Source organism: Pseudoalteromonas sp. SCSIO 43210 (genome assembly GCF_054133285.1).
Genome location: NZ_CP087225.1, coordinates 1,065,296 through 1,085,014, shown reverse-complemented (window position 1 = coordinate 1,085,014; position 19,719 = coordinate 1,065,296). Strand labels below are relative to the sequence as shown.

Below are 19,719 nucleotides of genomic sequence, written 5' to 3'. Positions count from 1 at the left end.
TACTATTCCTTTATTTTATGGTGAGGACTAAGCTCAGTTATTAATTTAATGCTAGAAACCATTTGATCTAATTGAAAGTGTGGTTGTAACTGCAAAACAGAAAAGTAATGCCCTGGATTAGCCTTATTTTCACTAACTTTTATCTTTGCATTACTTAATGGGTATTTGCTTCTGATTTGCTCAGAAGCTGAATCTGATGCTGTGGTATAGTTATTTACCCAAGCCTGTAAATCTCTTTCACATGCTTGCGCAGTACTGTATGAGCCTACGCGATCACGTGCTAATAATTTTAAATAGTGCGCAAAACGAGAAACACACAATATATACTGCAGCATTGAAGATAAACGCGCATTTATATTTGCAGCACTTGAGTCATAATTTTTTGCTTTTTGAACAGACGCATTACTATAAAAAACAATATGTTCTGTATTTGTAACCGATGAAGCAGGAATAAAACCAAGCTCAGAAAACTGTTTCTCAAACTTACTTGTTACCAATAAATCCAAAGGCGGTTTAGCCTCTTTTTGATATGTATCATTAGCAAAATTGTCTCGTGCTAGCCCTGTCACTAACCCTTTTGAAACTTTCCCTGGTTCAATGCCACGAATATGACCAAACCAGCCACTCTCACAGTAAGCTCTTATTATTGTTGATACGAACTGGAAAGAAGCATTCCCCCAAAGTATATCTGTTTCAGGGTCAACAATTTGCTCTTTAAAATAAAAATCTTGATGGCGTTTTCCGTCATTACTATAAGGTGGCCTAACGAGGACATGCGGTAATGTAAAGCCGATAAATCGCGACTCTTCCATCTTTCTAAAGCTCTGCCACTTTGCATATTCAGGCTGTTCAAAATGATTAAAAAGATCGGAGTAATAACCTAAGTCAGAAAAACTATCAGCGCCAAATAAATTGGGTGAAGCGGAACAGATGAAAGGAGAAAAAGCGGCAGCCGCCGTTCTTGATATCTCTTTTATTGTATCAATATCGTTGTAAGTCGTTCCTTCAGAAAAGGTATTTGTTATTTCGTAATCGCCAATAACAACCCCAAAAGGTTCTCCCCCGGCACTATCAAACTCGCTTTGATATAATAATTGGAAAAACATGCTTTGATCAAAATCAATTGCTTTATTTACATCCTTAGATAAGGTCATCCAATTACAGTTTAATACTTTTACTTTTACTTTATTTTCTTTATCGTATTGCTCGCTCTGCAATAAAAGCCACCACATATTACGCCAGCTAGCTTCTAATTTTTGAAACCGTTTGTCGTGAATAATTATATTTAGTTGTTTAGATATCAGCTGATCAAGCTCAACTATAATACGTTGTAGATAGGGACCTAAAGACTCCTTATTCCATGAAATAGGTGAATCAGAAGAGCCTTCAAGCCATAATAATAATGCTTTATCTAGGTTTTTTTCGTTTAAAAACCTATCAAGCAAAGCTTCATTATCACTTATTCGAGACTGCGACTTTTGTTGAAAAGTGAAGTCTTGATTTATAAATGAAAACTCTTCGTGATTCATTCTAATGCATTATCCTTAACGCTAGAGAGAGGTTAGTTAACCAATCTCAGGAATTTTAGCTACAAGGCGTAAAGAAGAAGTAAGCTCTTCCATTTGTAACCAAGGTTTTAACCAGGCAACAGCATTGTAAGCACCAGGTTGACCTGGAATTTCTTTAACCGATACTTTTGCATCAGCTAAAGGGTAACGTGCTCTAATATCTTGACCACCGCCCTCTGTCGCATTAACGTAAGATAGTATCCAACGATTTAACCAAGATTCAACGTCTTCTGCTTCCATAAAGCTACCAATTTTGTCACGAGCCATCACTTTTAAGTAATGCGCAAAACGAGACGTCGCCATTAAGTATGGTAATCGAGCTGAAATTGCAGCATTAGCAGTCGCATCTGGTGTAGAGTAAATTTGTGGTTTTTGACAACTTTGACCACCAAAAAACACAGCATAATCAGTATTTTTATAATGACAAAGTGGTAAAAATCCTAATTTGCTTAGCTCTGCTTCGCGACGATCTGTTATACCAATTTCAGTCGGACATTTTAGATCTGGGTCGCCGTCATCACTAGTGAAAATATGTGTTGGTAGGCCTTCTACTTTACCGCCACCTTCAGCACCACGAATAGCAGTACAAAAGCCGTATTGAGCAAAAGCTTTTGTCATATTTGTTGCCATAGCGTACGCTGCGTTGCTCCAGCAATAGTCTTTATTTTCAGTACTGACCGAACGACCATCTTTAGGCTCAACTTCAAACTCTTCGTAGTTAAACTCTTCCACTGGCTTCGAAGCAGCACCGTACGGCAGGCGAGATAAGAAACGAGGCATTGTTAAAGATACAAAACGTGAATCGTCACTGTCTCTAAATGAGCGCCATTTTGTATACTCTAATGATTCAAAGACTTTTTCTAAATCGCGAGGTTTTGTCAATTCTTCCCAGTTATCGAAACCAAATAATGATGGCGACGATGCCGCAATAAATGGACAGAAGCCTGCAGCTGCAACATTAGACATTAAACTAAGTGCTTCAACATCTTCAGGATGATTAGTAAATTCGAAATCGCCAACGATTGTGCCGTAAGGTTCACCACCTGGTGTGCCAAATTCAGCTTCGTATATTTTCTTAAACGTCTGGCTTTGATCAAATTCAACCGCTTTACTTAAATCTTTATGAAGTTCTTTTTTCTTCATATTTAAAACACGGATTTTAAGTGTGCCACTTGTTTCTGAGTTCATCACTAGGTGATGTAATCCACGCCATGAACCTTCAAGCTTTTGAAATTCATCACTGTGCATAACAACACTTAGCTGCTTTGATATTTTTTGATCGATTAATTGAATTGCTTCATTAAACGTCACAGTCATGTTTTTATTCCACTGGACTGTCCCTTTCAAGGCTTCTTCAGTCAGTGTTTTAAGTAACTCTTCTGCGCGACTCGCATCTGTTTGCTTAGTTGCACCAATAGCTTGTTCAAGTAAAGATGAACTCACTTCAGTCGTTGACTCTAATTCTGTACTTAGTTGCTCTGTACTCATTTTTCAGTCTCCTCTAATTTAAGCTCTTTAGCGATAGAGTCTAAACTTGCGGTATTACTAAGTACTTCTTCTAATACATTTTCAAGTTCTTCTGAGCGGTCAATTTTAGTCATTAGGTCGCGTAGTTTATTACGTGTTTCCATTAATTTACGTAATGGTTCAACCTGATTTACAACAGCTGCTGGCTCAAAGTCATCAATCGATTTAAAGTTAAGCTTAACTTCAAACTGAGAACCTTCATCATTTAATGTATTGTCGACTAATAAATTCAGAGAAGGACTCATACGCTTTAAAACATCATTAAAGTTGTCGCGATCTATTTGTATAAATCGTCTGTCTTTAAGTGGCTTTAAGGCATCAGCATTATCTCCTGAAAAGTCCCCCATCACACCAACAACAAATGGTAATTCTTTTTTAACCGCTGCGCCTTCAGTTTCCACATCATAAGTGATATGTACTCTAGGCTTACGAACTCGTTTTAATTTATCATGGATACTCATTGAGAACTCCTTTTACTTATGTTTCAGTTTCGCTGATTTTAATGCCAGACAACTTAAAGTACCCAGTCCTAGCATCACTATCTGTAATTAGTTCATTTAATAACTCAGGTAGCGATAATTCGCTCCATCGAATTACTTGTTCTATCGTGTACGACATCGGCGAGTGAGGCTCTGTTTTTCTAAAGAATGTGGCTATTTCTTTTAGTTTACTTATTGCATTTTCTCTAGAATTAATCTCATTGCTATTCGCTTTTTCAACTACGCCTTCGACTCCCGCATCGTTCTCAGTTTCTAGCTCAACATTTTCACTAGCATTCTTTTGAGCTAGTGCTTGTTCTGCCGCTTCAAGCTTATCTGCAGCAACGTGTTTTAGTGCCGCCAAACTCACTTCAAGTGCCTGTTTTATATTAGAAGTCGGCTGTGGTTGACCTGTCACTCTGTCCATTACTTCACTAAGCGTGGAAAATTGCTCAATCGCTTCTTCAATATCTAACTTTAGAGAGACAAAAAAATCAGTACTGGTTTCTGCCGCACTTTTTTCTATTAATTCGAAGTCAACTGCACCTTGAGTAATTTTTTTCTCTCTTTTATCATCACTCAAACGAGAAACATCATATCCTTGTTGATATTCCCAAAAAGAATAAGAATTCATACTTACACTATCAGTTAAGTAAATACTCTTTATTGGTATGATCAACGTACCTTCACCCGCAGAGCCATTTAACCCCACTAGTGCTGATACTTTATCCCAAATTTCATCATCTGAGTCGAGTGTAGGGTATAAATCGTCAAAGTGATTTTCAATTAGGTTATGAGCAACTTTAAAGCCAAACGCCAAGCCTTTAAAGCCGTAAATACGACACATTGCTTCAATTAGCCATGCCAAATATTCAATATCTTTGCTTTCGGTTTTTATTGCTTTGCTACATTGCTCAAGGAGAGGTAACCAGTCTCGCGACAAAGAGGAGATACCTTGCTCATCAACCAATGCATTTCTTTCAGCCGCTCTGAGCTGATTTCTCAAATCTTTTAAAGCATAATATGTAGACGTAGGAGAGACATCTGAGCGGGGATCAATACCTGCAATCTCAGTGTCTGAAATAGGGGAGATATATTCATCTAATAAAAACATTCCATTGTCCTAATAATTATCCATAAAACTCCAATAAAGCGGAGCGGATTTTATATTACATTCTTTATATTAAAATACAAGCTTAGTTACAATTGTGTTTAAAAATTCATTATTGCCAATATATAAACAATCAATTTTTAGTATACTTTCAAATAACATCATTTAAATAATTTAAAACAATCTTATTTAAAATAATCAATATGTTATTTAGTAAATAAAGGAATCGTCGCCTCATCCATATTATTAATCGCATTAATATCTTGATTATCTTTTGTTTCATCATATTTAATTAAAATACATGTCACATTATCTCTTGCACCTCGAACTAAAGAAGAGTGCATTAATGCCATACCCGAATCAATAATACTATTTGGTTCTAAAGACATGCATATATCGTCATCAGATAATTCTCCAGTTAGCCCATCAGAACAAAGTAAAAATATATCACCGGTTCTTATTTTATCTTTAATAACATCCACTTTTACATTTTCCATAACACCAACTGCGCGTGTTATTACATTAGATAGAGGATGATTTTTCGCTTCTTCAACAGAAATAACCCCTTCATCAATCAAGTCATTTACTTGGCTATGATCTCTTGATATCTGCTGAAGCTCACCATCACGTAATAAGTAGGCTCTGCTATCACCAGCCCATAAAATATGGTAGTTCCCATCTTTTAAAAATAACGCAGTAACCGTACTGCCCGCCGTTTTATTATCTAGATAAGAAGCACTGTATTCACTGAGCTGTCTATTTGCTTCTTCAATCGCCCCCACAATATGAGAAATACTTAAAACATCTAATTCAAGCTCTTGAACTTTTGTCCTAATAACATCAACAACTAACTGGCTTGCGACTTCACCGGCTTCATGGCCTCCCATGCCATCAGCAACAACCCACAGGTTATGACTATTAATTTCTACATGGGCATCTTCATTTAGTTGCCTAACAACACCTCGGTGGGTAATGGCATAACTTGTACAAAATTTACTAATCACTATTTTTTACCTGCGTATAATTCCATTCCCAATGTTTCCACCTACCATCTAACATGGCTGCAACTTGATTTACAGGAGGTAGTGCAGATGTAATAAGCACCATTGGTTTGATGTTAAATGAACCATGTGTCCACCAAACGCTATAATCACCATGTTTCTTATGTAATATGGCATGCATTGCATCTTCTAAAACATTATCTGACAGCTCAGTACCTGAAAATTCAAACGCCTCACCCGCTTTGTTTTTATCGGGTGAATGAGAATAGCTGACCTGCTTTTTTTCAGCCGTCATTATATTAAGCGTTTGGGTGACCTCTTTTCTCCACGAAAAAAGATCAACCGAGCCCTCTAATACTTTTAAAACCACATCTTCATACTCTAAAGAAAACACACCTGAGTTTAATATAGCAATAGGGTCACTTTGCGTCTCACTCAATAGAGTAAAAGGATAATGCCTTCCAACCGCATCCATACTCGGTATTATGGTTCCCATAACCCCGTTGTCGCCAACTATATTAGGGCTCAAGGCAAAGTGCCAGACAGGCGCTACCAAGTAATTATCCTGCCATGCTTCTCCTAGCTGCTCCTTACTAACAGCAATGGCTGCTTGTAACCATTGCTCCCAATGCTCAGAAAATGCCTTAGAAACGTTATCTTGAACAAAGTCGCCTAAAGAGGGAACTTTACCAAGATAACCTATATTTATAATCGTGTCGGACATGAAAACTTCTCTACGCTTGTATTCCAAAATGGATGTCTGATTGATTTAGGCAACAATTCGACTTTTGCATTATTTCCCATAATTGAAAAGTGCAGCTCTAGATCGTTACGAGTTTGGCTTCTTTTTTCGCTAAGCTCATCAAGCATTCTATAAAGTGACCATTCACCCTGGTAAGTTGTGTTAATTGAGCGGCCACCATTTGGAGGCGTAAACACCACTCTTGTTTTACTTTGACCAGATGCTCCAGGCCAAATGAAATTTGTTACTTTTAATGGACCATGTCGGTAAGTCATTGACTGTCCATCAATTTCTATCATAAGGCTAGACACTGTTTTATCCAGTTTAAATGTTCGTAAACCAAACTCTATTCGAGGGGTATTACTTCCACCATCAAAAAAAGCGGTTTGGATTTGATAAGCATGTTCAAACATTTTTAATGTTTCACTGCTAATACCAATGTCTTTTTCAAACTTCCATGGACTTGAGCTTATATCAACGCTAGGCGCAACATAGCTATTGAAAAAGCTATCAATGGTTCCACCTGGTCCAAAAAAGCGAGCAAAGTCTTTCATATTTACTTCTTTATCTGCCTGTGGAGAGAAAGGGTACCTTCCCACAATCGCAGCATTGTATTCTCTTAAAACTTTGCTTTTCCAAATTTCGTTCAGGTGCCTGTTTGCACTATTTTTGGTGATATTACTAGTGTCTCTGCTTATATCTAATAACCAGCTATTGAATGGATAAGGTAAATCTCGACTTTGAAACTCTAATTGACGTATAAAGCTTGGTTTACTCTTACCACTAATTTGATCTTTTATTGAATACTTAAGCTGATCGCCTCGATCGAGCTTGGTTAAATAAATATTAAGCTCTCGCAGATTTTTCTGAATATTATCGAGCTGTTGAGAATCAATGTTTATCACATCTTCAAATGCTTCTTCGACTTGGTAACCTGGCAACTTTATGTCGAACTTAGGCGCTTCGTCAGGTAAAAATCGCTTGATCCTATTTGCTTTCGTTTGCATTGCAATTTCAGCAGCATTAGCAGCCAGTTTACCTGCTGCTTTTTGATTTTCCGATACCGGTAGTTTTGTCAGCTGAACATTCTTTTGAACTGCAATAATAATATTTTTAATTGGCGCTTCTGAACCCGCTAATACATCCGTAATATTAACGCCCTCTGCCGGTGAGCTATATTGATTAAGACTTAAGTCATCTAAGAACGACTGCCAATAATGAATATAGTCTTGAAAATAACGCTGCTCTAATTTCTTTTCTATTTCATCTTTTGAAATATCGTAAGTGCCTGATGCTTCTTCACCATACACCCAACTACTGGCCATTAAATTACCTAACATTTTACTTTTTTCAACGTTAAAAATACCGTGAAATCCATTAAATGTGTACAACCCAGGGATATTTCTAGTTAGCTCACCATTATTACGAAACGTAAATTTTTGCGCACTTTCAAAACTAATAATATCGGTTAATCTAAACGGCGGAATACTACTATTAAGAAAGTCAGCTTGCAGACGTTGATACGCTCTTTCTGCTATAGGCAACTTAGTTAATTCAGCGCGTGCAGTTCGTACAGCTTGGTTATCAACATCAGTTTGATTAATACCTTTGTTCAACAAAGCTGAAATATGACCCATTAATTCATCTCTAATTTGAATACTCTTATCACCCGGAAGGTTTCTTTCTAAGTAAGCATCAAACCATGCTGTAATGTCTTCACTTTCAAAATACTCTGGTTGAAATAGCATTAAATAACACTTCAAAGTCTCATATAAATAACTAAGGTGCTCTGGATGGGCTGCCATTTCTTTTATAAGGGTATTGCTGATAAATGGTTCTAAATAAGTTTGTAAAGAACGATCGTAAGCATTAACAGAAGATGCTTTAATTTCATTTAATTTATTAAAACCAAATGATGGTGACTCTTCCGAGTCCATTAAAAATGGCGCACTTGCTGGTAAATTTCTCAGCGCGTTTAACCTATCATTTAAAACCACTAAGTTATTTCGATCAAATGACGCTGAATCAAGCTCTTGATATGTCGAAATAGCCTCTTCAGTTTCTGCAATTAGATTACTATTCCATGCAAAACTAAAGTACCAAGAAATTGAAAAGCCAAATAGCGCAATAACAGCTAATGAGATACTAGCAACGCGTAGCCATTTATTTTGTTTGTCGTGATGTTTATTTGTACTTGCTAAATTTTGCTCTGGAAAAATCACGCTCTCTAAAACATTTTTTATAAAAAAGCTTTTTGATTGATTGATATAATCTGTTTTACCTGAGTTAACATCATTCAAAAAGCTAGAAGGCGTTCCTTCTTGAGTTGCGCTCGTTAAGTAAACGCCCCTAAACATGGGCAGCTCTTCATATGCATTAGGTGTAAATATTTCTTTTAAAAAGCCATCAGCGACACCTTGAAGTACTCTTAGCTGCCTAGGGAATTCGAATATTTTAGCTCTGATCGCTTCGTTTCTTTCATTTATCAATCTGCGATTAAGCATTTCTGTTAATTTAGAAATTAAAGTATGAAATTCTTTATTAAACGCTTCTACCTGGGTGTCTTTAGCAAGATCAAGCTCAAAGGTAACTCCCCATACTTGTTCACATTCTTCTTCCGTTAATTCGCCAAAAAATTCTCTGAATCCTTCAATTAAATCAACCTTAGAAAAAATAACATAGACAGGAAATGTCATCCCAAGCTGATTTTGAAGCTCTTGTAGCCGTTGCTTTATTGCACGTGCATGTAAGTTACGCTCAGTTTTAGTCTGACTCATCAACTCAGATATACCCATGCTGATCATCACACCATTAATTGGCCTAAGTGGACGATACTTTCGCAATAGACCTAAAAACCCTTCCCATGCTCGTGAGTCATGTTTTGCATGACTATTTTGAGTTGTATACCTACCGGCGGTATCGATCAATACCGCTTTATTAGTAAACCACCAATCACAATTTCGTGTACCACCGATGCCATGAACTAAATCAACGCCCAGTTTATCTTTTAATGGATAATCCAATCCTGAATTATTAATAACGGTTGTTTTACCCGCGCCAGGAGGGCCGATCATTATGTACCACGGCAACTGGTAAATATTTTTACCTTTGAACAACTTAACATCTTTTAACAAGTCGATAGCTTCATTCATTCTTGTTTTTAGAGTCGTGATTTCTTCGTTTACTTCACTGCCGCCTGAGTCATCGCTATCGATTAACTCATCAGCCATTTTTTCATCTCTTTTATTTTGCTGCACAAGACGATAAATTTTTGTCACAGAAAAGAGCAACAATATAAGTAATATTGTTAGCAACCTTGCAGCAATACTTGCTAAAGGGACGTAATCTGCCACTGCAATTAAAGGACCACCAAACCAAATCAATAATGATAAAGCTAGGAAACCTATAATTAGCATCGCGGTACGAGATGTAAGAGCGTATGTCATTTTTTTAAATTTTTGCGAGAAACTCATATCAGCCTCATTAAAATAATAGATCGATTTCAATTCGTCGGTTCAATGACCTAGAAGCTGAATCTGAATTGCTGGCGATTGGCTCTGCGGCCCCTTTACCTTCAGGCCATAAACGGCCACTAAGGTTAGTACTTTTAGCCATAGAATTAGCAACTTGTGTTGCTCTAGCTAAAGAAAGGTGCCAATTTGAGGGGTATCTGTCGGTACTAATAGGCGTGTCGTCTGTGTGACCCGTAATTAATATTCTGCCTTTTGTTCCCTCTAAACTAAGTGCAAGTTTCTCAAGAATAGGCTGAAAAGAAGGCAGTAACTGTGAATTACCTTGATTAAACAAACTTTCACTTTTGATGGAAATTCTGATCCGATCATTACTTTTTTTAACAACCACAATCCCCCTCTGTATTTCGGTTTGTAGTAGCTGCTCTAAAACTAATAGTTGCTGGTCTTTTTTATCGACAGTTTGCTCATTTGCGAGTGGATGAATAACGGCAAGTTTTTCATTGATAGCAAAAACATCATCATTGAGTTTCATATTGATAAATAAATAAACGGCAAGTAACACGAGCCCTAAAACAGAAAAAATCACCCAAAGCGGTACTTGATTTCTAAGTTCAACACCTGCAGCAACTCGCTCTTTCCAATTAGGTGATAACTTGTTATTGATTGGCCCATCTAATTGATTTAAAAGGTGGTACATCTGAGAACGGTATTCTTCAACTTTATTATCACCAACAGTATCTAATCTATATTTGCCCTTAAAACCAAGGTTTAAACAATGATACTGTAACTCTAAAAATTGCTTGTTTTTTTCAGGTTGTAACAGCGCGTCATCGAGTAATGTATAAAAATATTCACCACCAAATGTTTCTTTATGGAATGTAGATAATAAGCTTTCATCGGCCCATTCCATTGAGCTCCATTTTGAATTTAATACCGATTCATCGAGAATAGCACATAGGCAGTAGCGCGCATTGTTGATGATATCTTTAGATAAATTTTGGTTGCGAACTTCAACTTCAAACCGCTTTATGGCCTCAACACAACGATGTTTTAAAGCTGCTAAATTTGTCATTTCGGCTGATTGACTAATAGATATGACTATTGAAAAACAGTCAGTTGCAGCTTCTAAAAGAGGGTTTTTAAAGATAGACACTTTGACGCTACTTGGTAGCTTTGTCGATGGCGATTCGACAGACATCACCGTTTTATCAGCATCACTGTCAGTATTTGCTTTACTAGAGGTATCACGTCCTAATCTACCAGGGCGTGGTTTGATAATGGTTTCGTCCATTGAAACTCTTCCTTTAAAATTAAGTTCTAATTGCCCAAAGGCTTAATTGTAGTTCTGGGTAGCTACCTGATAAATGAATGGCAATTCCGCCACTAGAGCGCAACTTATCCCAATGCTCTCCCTGTTTATTTAATTCAAAATAATGGAAACCTGCATGATATGGGATTTGTCTTGGGGCTGTAGGTAAACTACTGATTGTTATTCCTGGTATTTGGTTATTAACAAGATCACGTATAGTTTCTACACTGCCTATTTTTATCTGTGATGGCAGTATTTTACGTAACTCTTCATGCGGAACACTTGCTTTTATTGCTAGAATAAATTGAGCTGAATTTAGCACCGACTTATCGTTTAATGCACCAAATGAAATTCCAAATTTGCTTTGTTCTAACTTTATTTCAGTTGCTGTTTGCTCAATAACATGACTCAACGACTGATATAGGAAGTTAACGACTTCGCTAAACACTTGACCCAAGTTTTTATGATCGTATTTAGGGAGCTTAGGAACTCGTTTATTAACAGTACTAAACGTCGACAGCTCTCCGGCAAGCTCAATCAACCTAATATACAAGATATTTGGATGGATATTATTGACTGATAATAAGTTGTCAAATACTGCATCATACTTATTTAATGTTTGCAGCATAATAAAGTCGGCAACTGATGTACTTCCTGCATATCCTTGACACAATCTAACGGCGATGCTTTCTGAGCGCTGTTTGATCATTGAACCAATTTCGCGAACAAGACCCAAAAGAGGCTTGCATTGCCCTACTTTTAAAGATGCCGGTATATACTTATTATCTAGCTTTATTTGCCCTTCACTACTAACGTCTAGAATTCTTGCTAAAGGCAGCAATATATAACCAGAGTGATCATCAGAGGAAAGTACTAACTTACTATATATTTTAGCGACTTGAATAACTTCTTGAGATTGCGCCCCCACTAAATCGTCACTCACTGATAAATCATTCAATTTATAACGAGTTACAATATTTTCTTCTGGGGCAGATAAGTTTATGCCGCTATTTTTCAATGCCGGTATTGCAAGATAAACTATCTCGTCATATATATCTTTGCCGACCACTAATGGCTCAGGCAAAGAAGTTGACTGAGGCATATCTATCGGTAGTAAATCTGGGGTAATTGCCGACAGTGATTCAATCGCAAATTGACCCGATTTTAGCAGTTCAGTATCAATTGCTACCTCAAGTATTCCCCAAGGATCTGCAAGGTTACCACTGCACACTTGTTGGATTACATTCGCAATATGTTTATCTGATTGCTGGAAGTGTTGCGGCCTTAAAAACATCCCTTCAGTCCAAGCAACACGAGTGTTATCACCCATTTTACAAATCCTTTTTTTATTTCTCTCTCATGTATGTAGCAATAGCTTCTACATTGACATTTATATCATCATAACCGGTAGGATCAACTTCAATTACAGCTCTCCATCTTGCCTGATCAATGTTTCTATAAGCAACCACAACCCCCACATAACGAGTGTTTCGATTGAGACTCATTTTATATTTTTGTACTGAATTTGGCTGTAATTCAAGCTCGTCTTTTTTTAACAGATCAGGCCCTAATAATTTTTCAGGCGTATCGTAAAGGCTAAAAAAATCTTGTGTATCAAAAATAGTTCGAGAACTAAGTTCAAATATTTTCATAACTACAGGTGAAGGTCTATCCGACGTATCAGGATTCACATTCTTAGATACATTAATAATCAGATCTGTTGAAGGCGGAACAAGTTTATTAACGGTAGAACATCCTAGTACTAAAAATAGTAAACTAAAACTCATTAAGTAGAGCTTAATTTTATACATTGTTTAATTTCCTTTCTAAAGCGTTTCTTTAAGTCTATCGTTGTATGCCTTTAAAAAATCATCTGACATAGCCATTGCCCCTTTGGAACTAACGTCTTGTGACAAATCATCATGTAAACTCTGATATAACTTCCAGCATTTAGATTCAATTTGCCCAGGGATAATTTTTAATACGTTAGAATTATCATTTGCTTGCTGACTTATCTGTTGGGGAGAAACTTGCTCTAACATCCCTTTAAGTACACCATCTGCACCGGCTAATAACGCATGTTCGTGCCTGCGAGAGTCAATAAAGCTTTCATTTATCGACTCCTTAGACGAGAGGAAGCTTGCACTATTCCTTATGAATAAATTCTGAATAACGTCATCTATATTAGCAGAAAATTTTAAAGGGTTGTTTTGTTCAGTTTGAAACATTGTATGATTTAACCTCAATTGACTTTTTACATGCGCTCTTTGACGTAAAGAGTCCATAAGGCCATTGAGTAATAAATTAAGGCCTTGCCCCATTTCAAACCAATGCTTTTCTGTATTTAACGAATTTTGTACTTCAGGCTTTATATTTAAACCTTTTAAAAATGCATCAGATAACGCAGTACTGTTTTTTGCAGCTATTTTTGGTGATGCAGTCTCGACAGTTTGTTCTTTAGGGGCTATTTTTCGACTTTCCGATTGTACTCGTGGAGAATTCGTTTTTAACTCTTGAACATTCGCAGAGTCATGTTTTGATGCATCGGAGTGTTCTGGGTTCATCAGGCGTGATAAATCATCCCAATCTTCTGGGATCTGGTTACCTGAGTTCAAAAAGGGCTCTTGCACCATAGAAACTCCAGGCATTGATTCATCTAAAATAGATTCGTCTAAAAACTGATGCGATTGTGAAAATGAATCTTTACTATCCGCACGGTAATTATTATCACTGTTTTGACTGGCCGAAAAATCGGTATTACTCACTGGTGAAACGCGATCATCAACCAACTTAACATCAATTTGAAAGTCGCCAATAGTTAATACGTCACTGTCAGCAAGAACCTGCCTATTTCCTTGACCAAGTGGGGTTACAGCAAAGTTTATAAAGGTGCCATTCGTTGAATTATCGTAAATATAAAAAGAATCACCTTCTTTTACGATTTGTCCGTGTTTACTTGATATTATTTTTTCAGGATCGGGCAGATGCCAATCACAAGTCTCAGAGCGACCAAAGATGAGTTTATCTACTACAGTCTTAGATGCTTCAATTTCAGGTGAGAGTCTATGATAACTAGTTATGTTTAGTATCAGTTCCATTTGATAAGTCAGTCCCTTAAATCTTTATTGTCGGTAGGATAAAGTAGAAGAGAAACTATTGTCAACATTGAAATTAATATATAAATATAGACTGACTTTTATTGAGCCATAAAATACTGTAAAAATAAATATTAACTTAATCGATATACTGAACAATTGTGGCCGTTAATATTTTTACATTTCGGCCAAAATCCGTACTCTATAAAATGAAAAAGTAAAACCTCAATTGATTTATCTTGATTACTTAATCTCATTCATTGACGCCCTAAACTCTCTTTTTTACTTAAGTATGTGCTCAAAAGTGGGTTTATTTTTTATATTTTTATAAAGTTACATTTGTTAAATATTCCCGATAGCGTATAAATTAGCTGTTTTAAAATTTAGATATAAATATTCAATAATTGAAACATTGCTATAGTCGAGATTTTTTGTAAAAATGTACGACAATATCAGAGGGAAATTGATAATAAGTATAAAGCTTACCTTTGTAATTATTTAAATAAACACAATAAAAGGATTTATAATGAGCGGTATTAACAACCCGAGTGACAAAACTCAAATTGCATCACTTGATTCTAATCAAAAAAGAACCTCTGCTAAAAATAAGATTAACCTCATCGGAAAAAAGATTTCCGATCGCTACCTGGTTGAAGAACTAATTGGACAAGGCGGCATGTGCTACATTTACAGAGCGCGTGATACCTTCTTAGAAAATGTAAATCGTGCTGAAGCATTTGTTGCTTTAAAAGTGTTGCAAGAAGAGTTTTCATACTCAGAAGAAGCAATTACTCTTCTAAAAGACGAAACAGCAAAAACACAACAGCTCTCCCACCCTAACATCGTTAAAGTGTTTTCAGCAGATTCCGATGGTGATTTATATTACGTCACAATGGAACTTGTTGAGGGAGAAACTTTAGAACAAATAATTAAACGCAACAAGCCCTCAGGCATGGCATTTAAAAAAGCGAAAGTGATTTTAGAACAGCTTGCTGATGCTCTTATATATGCACATTCAAGAGGGGTGATTCATAATGACCTCAAACCATCCAATATCATATTTGACAGTAATGGGGACTTAAAAGTACTCGACTTTGGTATCGCAAAGCATAAAAACATTGAAGATGCGTATGCCGTTAGAAGTAATGTTGAGTTGGGCGATATTGGCGGTTATACACCGACCTACGCAAGTCCTGAACAACTAAATGGTGCCAGTGCTACCGTTAAAGATGACGTGTTTTCATACGCATGTATTGCGTTTGAACTATTAAGTAGTAAACATCCATTTAATCGAGTTGCAGCCGATAAACTACCAAAGAGTACCACTGCTAAACGTCCAAGCAATTGTCCACTTTGGTTATGGCAAAGTATAAATAATGCACTATCGTTAGAAACGTCACAACGACAAAGTTCTTTATTACCTATTTCTAAAAAACTTAAGTCTAATTTAAAGCCAGCGATCGGTTTAGTCGCAGCATCCGTTATTTTAGTTATTGTAGCTATTCAATATCAATTAGCTAACACTGTGCAAGTAAAGCAACTAGAGGCAAAACTTGATAATGCGAACGCAATTAATCAACAAGTAGAAACTTGGATGTCTTGGAATGGGCCTCATATTTTAGATAAGTTAGCTGAAATTCCTCCGCAGTACGAAGTATTAAAGCAGGGCCTATTAAGAGTAAATCAAACGAGCATATTAGGCAGTTTTGATAAAAGAGCTAATAACTTTAATAATAATAATTCAAATAAATTTAAAGATTTTGATAAAACAATTTCAATCTACTCTAAAGCTCTCGACTACTACCCTGACTCAGAAAAACTTTCAGTGCAGTTAGAGAGCATCCTAAGAGAGCGTCAGTCAATAATTTTTGATATCACATCGAGAATTAATTTATTGTTAGAACAGTCTCGTTATAACGAAAGTGACAATAATAATATCCCGCAGCTAATTCAAGACTTAAAAGAAGTTGATAATACCTACGTGTACGAGCCCTCTTCCTTACATTTTGATAATTTTAAAATAGCGTTAGACAAAGCAGTAGAAGAAGATGACGTAATTGCGCAAAAAGCACTCTTAAATGTTGGTAAAGCGATATTTACCAGCAATCAAAAAGCTGAACTCCTTTTCGCAAATTTACTCAAAAGAGAATCTGCAATTGATGCACTGACCTTTTATCAGAAAAAATTAGCGATAGGTGAGCAAATTACCTACCCACTCTCGGATGCTATTGTTTTTTATCAACCAAGATTTCAACGTTACTCTGAACAATTGGAAGGTATTGAGGATTACAAGCAGCTACTAGAGTTTGAAGAACTTATTAATTTAGAGTCTGCTGATCTACCAACTGATTTTCCTCTTCTAGTGACATTAAAACAAGATTTGTCAAAGCGATATATTACAATGGCTAATACTCTAATGAAGCGAAAAATGTACCGAACTGCGGAGCAATTAGTCGAAAGAAGTGAGGCCATTACGCAGTCGTTAGACAGTATGCTGTAAATAAAATAGTTAGGCTACTAACTCAGAGTTTGTTTAGATGATGAGCGTAGCAATAAGAAAATAACTATAATTGAATATATGGTGGATACATATTAGACTATCCACCGCTTTTTAAACGAGAGTCAAGGACGACGAGTTGAGCTTTTAAGACACTCCTCCAAGATTTTTCGTAACCTTCAACATTTTTAAATTACTTAATGGAGTATCGATGAAAAACTTAAGCGCACTTGCAGCCATCCTATTACTAAGCGGTTGTTCAACCACCTCAACAGTTGATAAAGTCGTCACTGAGGTTGTTACCGAAGCCAAAGTAGATGTTGAAGAAGTTGTAGCACCAATTTCATTAACCGTTATTACGACTCCCGCAGATGCTCGCGTTCGTATTATGAACATAAACCCGGTCTATCAAGATGCCATTGAGCTAAAAGAAGGCAAATACGATATTGAAGTCAGCAGAGCTGGATACCAAACCTACAGAAAATGGGTCGTTGTTGACAAAAAAACTATTTTAACTGTTGGATTAGATGAAGCACTAACAAGTCAATCTGAACAGTAAGCCATTTATACTGTTAAGTAACCTGAACTCTGAGTAATATATTATTTACCAAAGTTCAGGTTAAGTTAGCTCAGCAAACCTTCTATTTAGTCAAACGAGTAAATACCCCCTATTCAACCAAAAATACACGATCCCACCTAAATTAACTGCAATGCATACCCACAGCACAAATATAAAACGACGTTTTTTAGATTTATGACGTAGTAATTGTTGTGCAAATAATGCACCTGGCCAACCACCACACAGAGCAAGTAATTGCAACGTGCGCTCAGGCGTACGGTTTACTTTTTTATGTGCCGATTGTATTGCTTTGCGCTTATCCCAAGCATACATTAAAAATGTTAACATACTCAAAATACTGAGATAAATTGGTATATAAAGAGCAATATAGCTAAGCATGTAAGCTAGCCAAGTTAAAGCAATAAAAAGACTCGATATTGTTATTAAGGCTTTTTTTATCAATTAATTATCACCTATACTGAACGCACAGAATTTAAAAATAAGAGTTAAATTATGACACATTTTAAAGCGTTATTCTTAGCGTTGCTCCTCTGTTCATTTACTTTTAGTTACGCGGACGAAAACAACTTAACCCTCGATAAAGAGCTAGCAATATTTCAGCCTTACTTAGGCACTTGGCAAACCGACTTTAAGGTAGTCTCAGGCGCAAAGCCAGTTCAGGATGTCGGCAGGTGGGAACGTACGCTAAACGGTAAAGCTATTCGTACTATGCACTCTATTAATGAGGGTGAGTATGGCGGCGAATCGACGATTTTTTATGATAGCAAAAAAAAGTCACTCGTCTTTTATTACTTCACAACAGCAGGTTTTTATACAAAAGGCACTATAACAGTATTAAGCCCGACTCAGTTTGTAGCCTACGAAGAAGTAACAGGCAGTAAAGAGGGAGTGACTAAGGTTAAGTCTACAAGTGATTTAAAAGACGATAAATTCATTGTATCAATCTCTTATTTAAAAAAGGGTGAGTGGACAAAGCCCGAACAACGTATTTATACACGCAGTACAAAAGCCGTTAAGTTTAAATAATCGCAATTTATAAACACAAAAAAGGCAGCCTAAGCTGCCTATTGTCATTTATAGAACCGTATTTATTTTACGTATTTTTTAAATGCATCATCTACTGGTGTATCAGCAAGGTGATTAGTGTAGTTGCTCATTACTTTTTGAGACAAGCCTACAATAATTTCAAGTAGTTGTTGCTTAGCGTAACCTGCGGCAAAGAATTTTTCGATTTGCTCATCGCTGATCACGCCACGTTCACGTGTCATTGCGAGTGTAGTTTCACGAAGAGTTTCTAGCTTAGGGTTTTCAAGTGGTGTTTTGTTAACAAGTGCGTCAACAATACCTTGATCAACCTTCATTGCCGCTGCAATACCACTGTGAGCAGGAACACAGTAATGACAGTCGTGCTCTACGTTAATTGATTGCCATACTACTGTTAGCTCTTCTGCATTAAATGACGTTTTTTGAAACAAGTCATGCAGTACTTGGTAACCTTTAAGTAATGTTGGTGCTTCAGCCATTACTGCATGTAAGTTAGGAAGCATACCAAATGCTGCTACTGAATCAGCTAAAAGTGGTTTTGCTTCTTCTGGTGCATTTTCTGCCGTGTATAAAGTAAATTCTGCCATGTTTAGCTCCAAAAATAATTAGGTTTATGTAACTTCGAAACACATACTATTTGATTTTGAGCGACTGTTCAAGTTAAAATTGAGCAACTGTTCAAATTAATTGAGAATGAAATGGTTAATAAGGTTAAATTTGAACGCGAAAATGTTGTTCGTGTTGCCAGCCAATTATTTTGGGAAAAAGGCTTTCATGCAACCTCAACGCGAGACTTACAAGAAGCCGTTAATATGCGACCAGGCAGTATTTATTCTGCATTTGGTTCAAAAGAAGGGCTATATAGTGAGTCACTAAAAGACTATACGGTGCAAATGAAAAGCCAAATTGACGGTTTTTTATCTTCGTCAGACACAACCTTAGGTGGCTTACGTGCATTTGTAGAAAATGTGGTAATTAAAAACAAAGATTGTAGCCCGAGTGCAATCTGTATGTTAGTAAAAGCTAACAATGAGTTTGCCGATAAAAACAGTAGTTTATATGAATTGAGTTTAGATTTAGCGGCTAAGTTTGAAGGTTATCTCACTGTACTTTTTGAGCAAGCAATAGCAAAAAATGAGTTGAGCGATAAATTAACAGCTATCGAGTACGCACGTTTTTTTCAGATTCAGTTTACAGGGTTACGTGGTTATTTTAATCGCCCAGGCGTTGAACTACTGGCCCAACCTATGATCAATCAAATGTTTGCGCTCATGAAAAACCTATAAACCGCTT

17 protein-coding genes are annotated in these 19,719 nt (G+C 36.6%); 4 read left to right on the top strand and 13 right to left on the bottom strand.

Going from position 1 to position 19,719, the window contains the following annotated elements; genetic code table 11:
• Positions 1-2: 2 nt before the first annotated feature.
• The 11 genes from tssC (LOS73_RS04830) to tagH form a co-directional block, all read right to left on the bottom strand.
• Positions 3-1,529 carry a type VI secretion system contractile sheath large subunit gene (gene tssC / locus LOS73_RS04830; RefSeq protein ID WP_457934576.1) on the bottom strand — a complete coding sequence of 509 codons (1,527 nt, stop codon included), beginning with the start codon at positions 1,527-1,529 and terminating at the stop codon, positions 3-5.
• A 36-nt stretch (positions 1,530-1,565) separates the two neighbouring features.
• Complete coding sequence (gene tssC / locus LOS73_RS04825) at positions 1,566-3,056, bottom strand: type VI secretion system contractile sheath large subunit (protein ID WP_007377093.1); 1,491 nt, start codon at positions 3,054-3,056, stop codon at positions 1,566-1,568.
• Entirely contained in the window at positions 3,053-3,556 is a 504-nt protein-coding gene (gene tssB / locus LOS73_RS04820) for a type VI secretion system contractile sheath small subunit (RefSeq protein WP_007377094.1), read from the bottom strand. The genes tssC (LOS73_RS04825) and tssB overlap by 4 nt, the downstream gene beginning before the upstream one ends.
• Positions 3,557-3,572: 16 nt before the next feature.
• The gene (gene tssA, locus LOS73_RS04815; protein ID WP_149606005.1) at positions 3,573-4,688 is read right to left on the bottom strand and encodes a type VI secretion system protein TssA; all 1,116 of its coding nucleotides are present in this window, start codon (positions 4,686-4,688) and stop codon (positions 3,573-3,575) included.
• A 203-nt stretch (positions 4,689-4,891) separates the two neighbouring features.
• Entirely contained in the window at positions 4,892-5,689 is a 798-nt protein-coding gene (locus tag LOS73_RS04810; protein WP_007377096.1) for a PP2C family protein-serine/threonine phosphatase, read from the bottom strand.
• Entirely contained in the window at positions 5,682-6,410 is a 729-nt protein-coding gene (tagF, locus tag LOS73_RS04805; RefSeq protein WP_007377097.1) for a type VI secretion system-associated protein TagF, read from the bottom strand. Before tagF ends, LOS73_RS04810 begins: the two co-directional genes overlap by 8 nt.
• The gene (tssM, locus tag LOS73_RS04800) at positions 6,392-9,901 is read right to left on the bottom strand and encodes a type VI secretion system membrane subunit TssM (protein ID WP_008137770.1); all 3,510 of its coding nucleotides are present in this window, start codon (positions 9,899-9,901) and stop codon (positions 6,392-6,394) included. Before tssM ends, tagF begins: the two co-directional genes overlap by 19 nt.
• Before the next feature lie 10 nt (positions 9,902-9,911).
• Positions 9,912-11,192 (bottom strand): type VI secretion system protein TssL, long form, encoded by a 1,281-nt coding sequence (gene tssL / locus LOS73_RS04795; protein WP_033028450.1) that lies wholly within the window; start codon positions 11,190-11,192, stop codon positions 9,912-9,914.
• A gap of 19 nt (positions 11,193-11,211) precedes the next feature.
• On the bottom strand, positions 11,212-12,540 hold the full coding sequence (gene tssK, locus LOS73_RS04790; RefSeq protein ID WP_008137773.1) for a type VI secretion system baseplate subunit TssK: 1,329 nt from the start codon (positions 12,538-12,540) through the stop codon (positions 11,212-11,214).
• A gap of 16 nt (positions 12,541-12,556) precedes the next feature.
• Positions 12,557-13,021, bottom strand: a complete 465-nt coding sequence (tssJ, locus tag LOS73_RS04785) for a type VI secretion system lipoprotein TssJ (protein ID WP_033028448.1) — start codon at positions 13,019-13,021, stop codon at positions 12,557-12,559.
• Between the two features lie 15 nt (positions 13,022-13,036).
• Entirely contained in the window at positions 13,037-14,308 is a 1,272-nt protein-coding gene (gene tagH / locus LOS73_RS04780) for a type VI secretion system-associated FHA domain protein TagH (protein WP_033028447.1), read from the bottom strand.
• A gap of 523 nt (positions 14,309-14,831) precedes the next feature.
• Here tagH and LOS73_RS04775 point away from each other — a divergent pair.
• A complete protein-coding gene (locus LOS73_RS04775) occupies positions 14,832-16,805 on the top strand; it encodes a serine/threonine-protein kinase (RefSeq protein ID WP_008137777.1) in 1,974 nt (657 codons plus the stop codon).
• Between the two features lie 208 nt (positions 16,806-17,013).
• Entirely contained in the window at positions 17,014-17,361 is a 348-nt protein-coding gene (locus tag LOS73_RS04770; RefSeq protein ID WP_007377104.1) for a hypothetical protein, read from the top strand.
• Between the two features lie 90 nt (positions 17,362-17,451).
• Here LOS73_RS04770 and LOS73_RS04765 read toward each other — a convergent pair whose 3' ends face one another.
• A complete protein-coding gene (locus LOS73_RS04765) occupies positions 17,452-17,823 on the bottom strand; it encodes a DUF1294 domain-containing protein (RefSeq protein WP_033039797.1) in 372 nt (123 codons plus the stop codon).
• A 51-nt stretch (positions 17,824-17,874) separates the two neighbouring features.
• Between LOS73_RS04765 and LOS73_RS04760 the strand changes: the two genes are divergently transcribed.
• Positions 17,875-18,408, top strand: a complete 534-nt coding sequence (locus tag LOS73_RS04760) for a hypothetical protein (protein WP_033028445.1) — start codon at positions 17,875-17,877, stop codon at positions 18,406-18,408.
• A 62-nt stretch (positions 18,409-18,470) separates the two neighbouring features.
• Here the strand turns inward: LOS73_RS04760 and LOS73_RS04755 are convergent, their stop codons facing one another.
• Positions 18,471-19,013, bottom strand: coding sequence for a carboxymuconolactone decarboxylase family protein (locus LOS73_RS04755; protein ID WP_007377107.1), 543 nt, complete (start codon positions 19,011-19,013; stop codon positions 18,471-18,473).
• 111 nt (positions 19,014-19,124) lie between these two features.
• Here LOS73_RS04755 and LOS73_RS04750 point away from each other — a divergent pair, with 111 nt between their 5' ends.
• The gene (locus tag LOS73_RS04750; RefSeq protein WP_007377108.1) at positions 19,125-19,712 is read left to right on the top strand and encodes a TetR/AcrR family transcriptional regulator; all 588 of its coding nucleotides are present in this window, start codon (positions 19,125-19,127) and stop codon (positions 19,710-19,712) included.
• Positions 19,713-19,719: the final 7 nt, after the last annotated feature.

Excerpts from the sequence above, each read along its gene's own strand:
- tssC (WP_457934576.1), bottom strand. The coding sequence starts at position 1,529 with ATGAATCACGAAGAGTTTTCATTTATAAATCAAGACTTCACTTTTCAA.
- tssC (WP_007377093.1), bottom strand. The coding sequence starts at position 3,056 with ATGAGTACAGAGCAACTAAGTACAGAATTAGAGTCAACGACTGAAGTG.
- tssB (WP_007377094.1), bottom strand. The coding sequence starts at position 3,556 with ATGAGTATCCATGATAAATTAAAACGAGTTCGTAAGCCTAGAGTACAT.
- tssA (WP_149606005.1), bottom strand. The coding sequence starts at position 4,688 with ATGTTTTTATTAGATGAATATATCTCCCCTATTTCAGACACTGAGATT.
- tagF (WP_007377097.1), bottom strand. The coding sequence starts at position 6,410 with ATGTCCGACACGATTATAAATATAGGTTATCTTGGTAAAGTTCCCTCT.
- tssM (WP_008137770.1), bottom strand. The coding sequence starts at position 9,901 with ATGAGTTTCTCGCAAAAATTTAAAAAAATGACATACGCTCTTACATCT.
- tssL (WP_033028450.1), bottom strand. The coding sequence starts at position 11,192 with ATGGACGAAACCATTATCAAACCACGCCCTGGTAGATTAGGACGTGAT.
- tssK (WP_008137773.1), bottom strand. The coding sequence starts at position 12,540 with ATGGGTGATAACACTCGTGTTGCTTGGACTGAAGGGATGTTTTTAAGG.
- tssJ (WP_033028448.1), bottom strand. The coding sequence starts at position 13,021 with ATGTATAAAATTAAGCTCTACTTAATGAGTTTTAGTTTACTATTTTTA.
- tagH (WP_033028447.1), bottom strand. The coding sequence starts at position 14,308 with ATGGAACTGATACTAAACATAACTAGTTATCATAGACTCTCACCTGAA.
- LOS73_RS04775 (WP_008137777.1), top strand. The coding sequence starts at position 14,832 with ATGAGCGGTATTAACAACCCGAGTGACAAAACTCAAATTGCATCACTT.
- LOS73_RS04770 (WP_007377104.1), top strand. The coding sequence starts at position 17,014 with ATGAAAAACTTAAGCGCACTTGCAGCCATCCTATTACTAAGCGGTTGT.
- LOS73_RS04760 (WP_033028445.1), top strand. The coding sequence starts at position 17,875 with ATGACACATTTTAAAGCGTTATTCTTAGCGTTGCTCCTCTGTTCATTT.
- LOS73_RS04755 (WP_007377107.1), bottom strand. The coding sequence starts at position 19,013 with ATGGCAGAATTTACTTTATACACGGCAGAAAATGCACCAGAAGAAGCA.
- LOS73_RS04750 (WP_007377108.1), top strand. The coding sequence starts at position 19,125 with ATGGTTAATAAGGTTAAATTTGAACGCGAAAATGTTGTTCGTGTTGCC.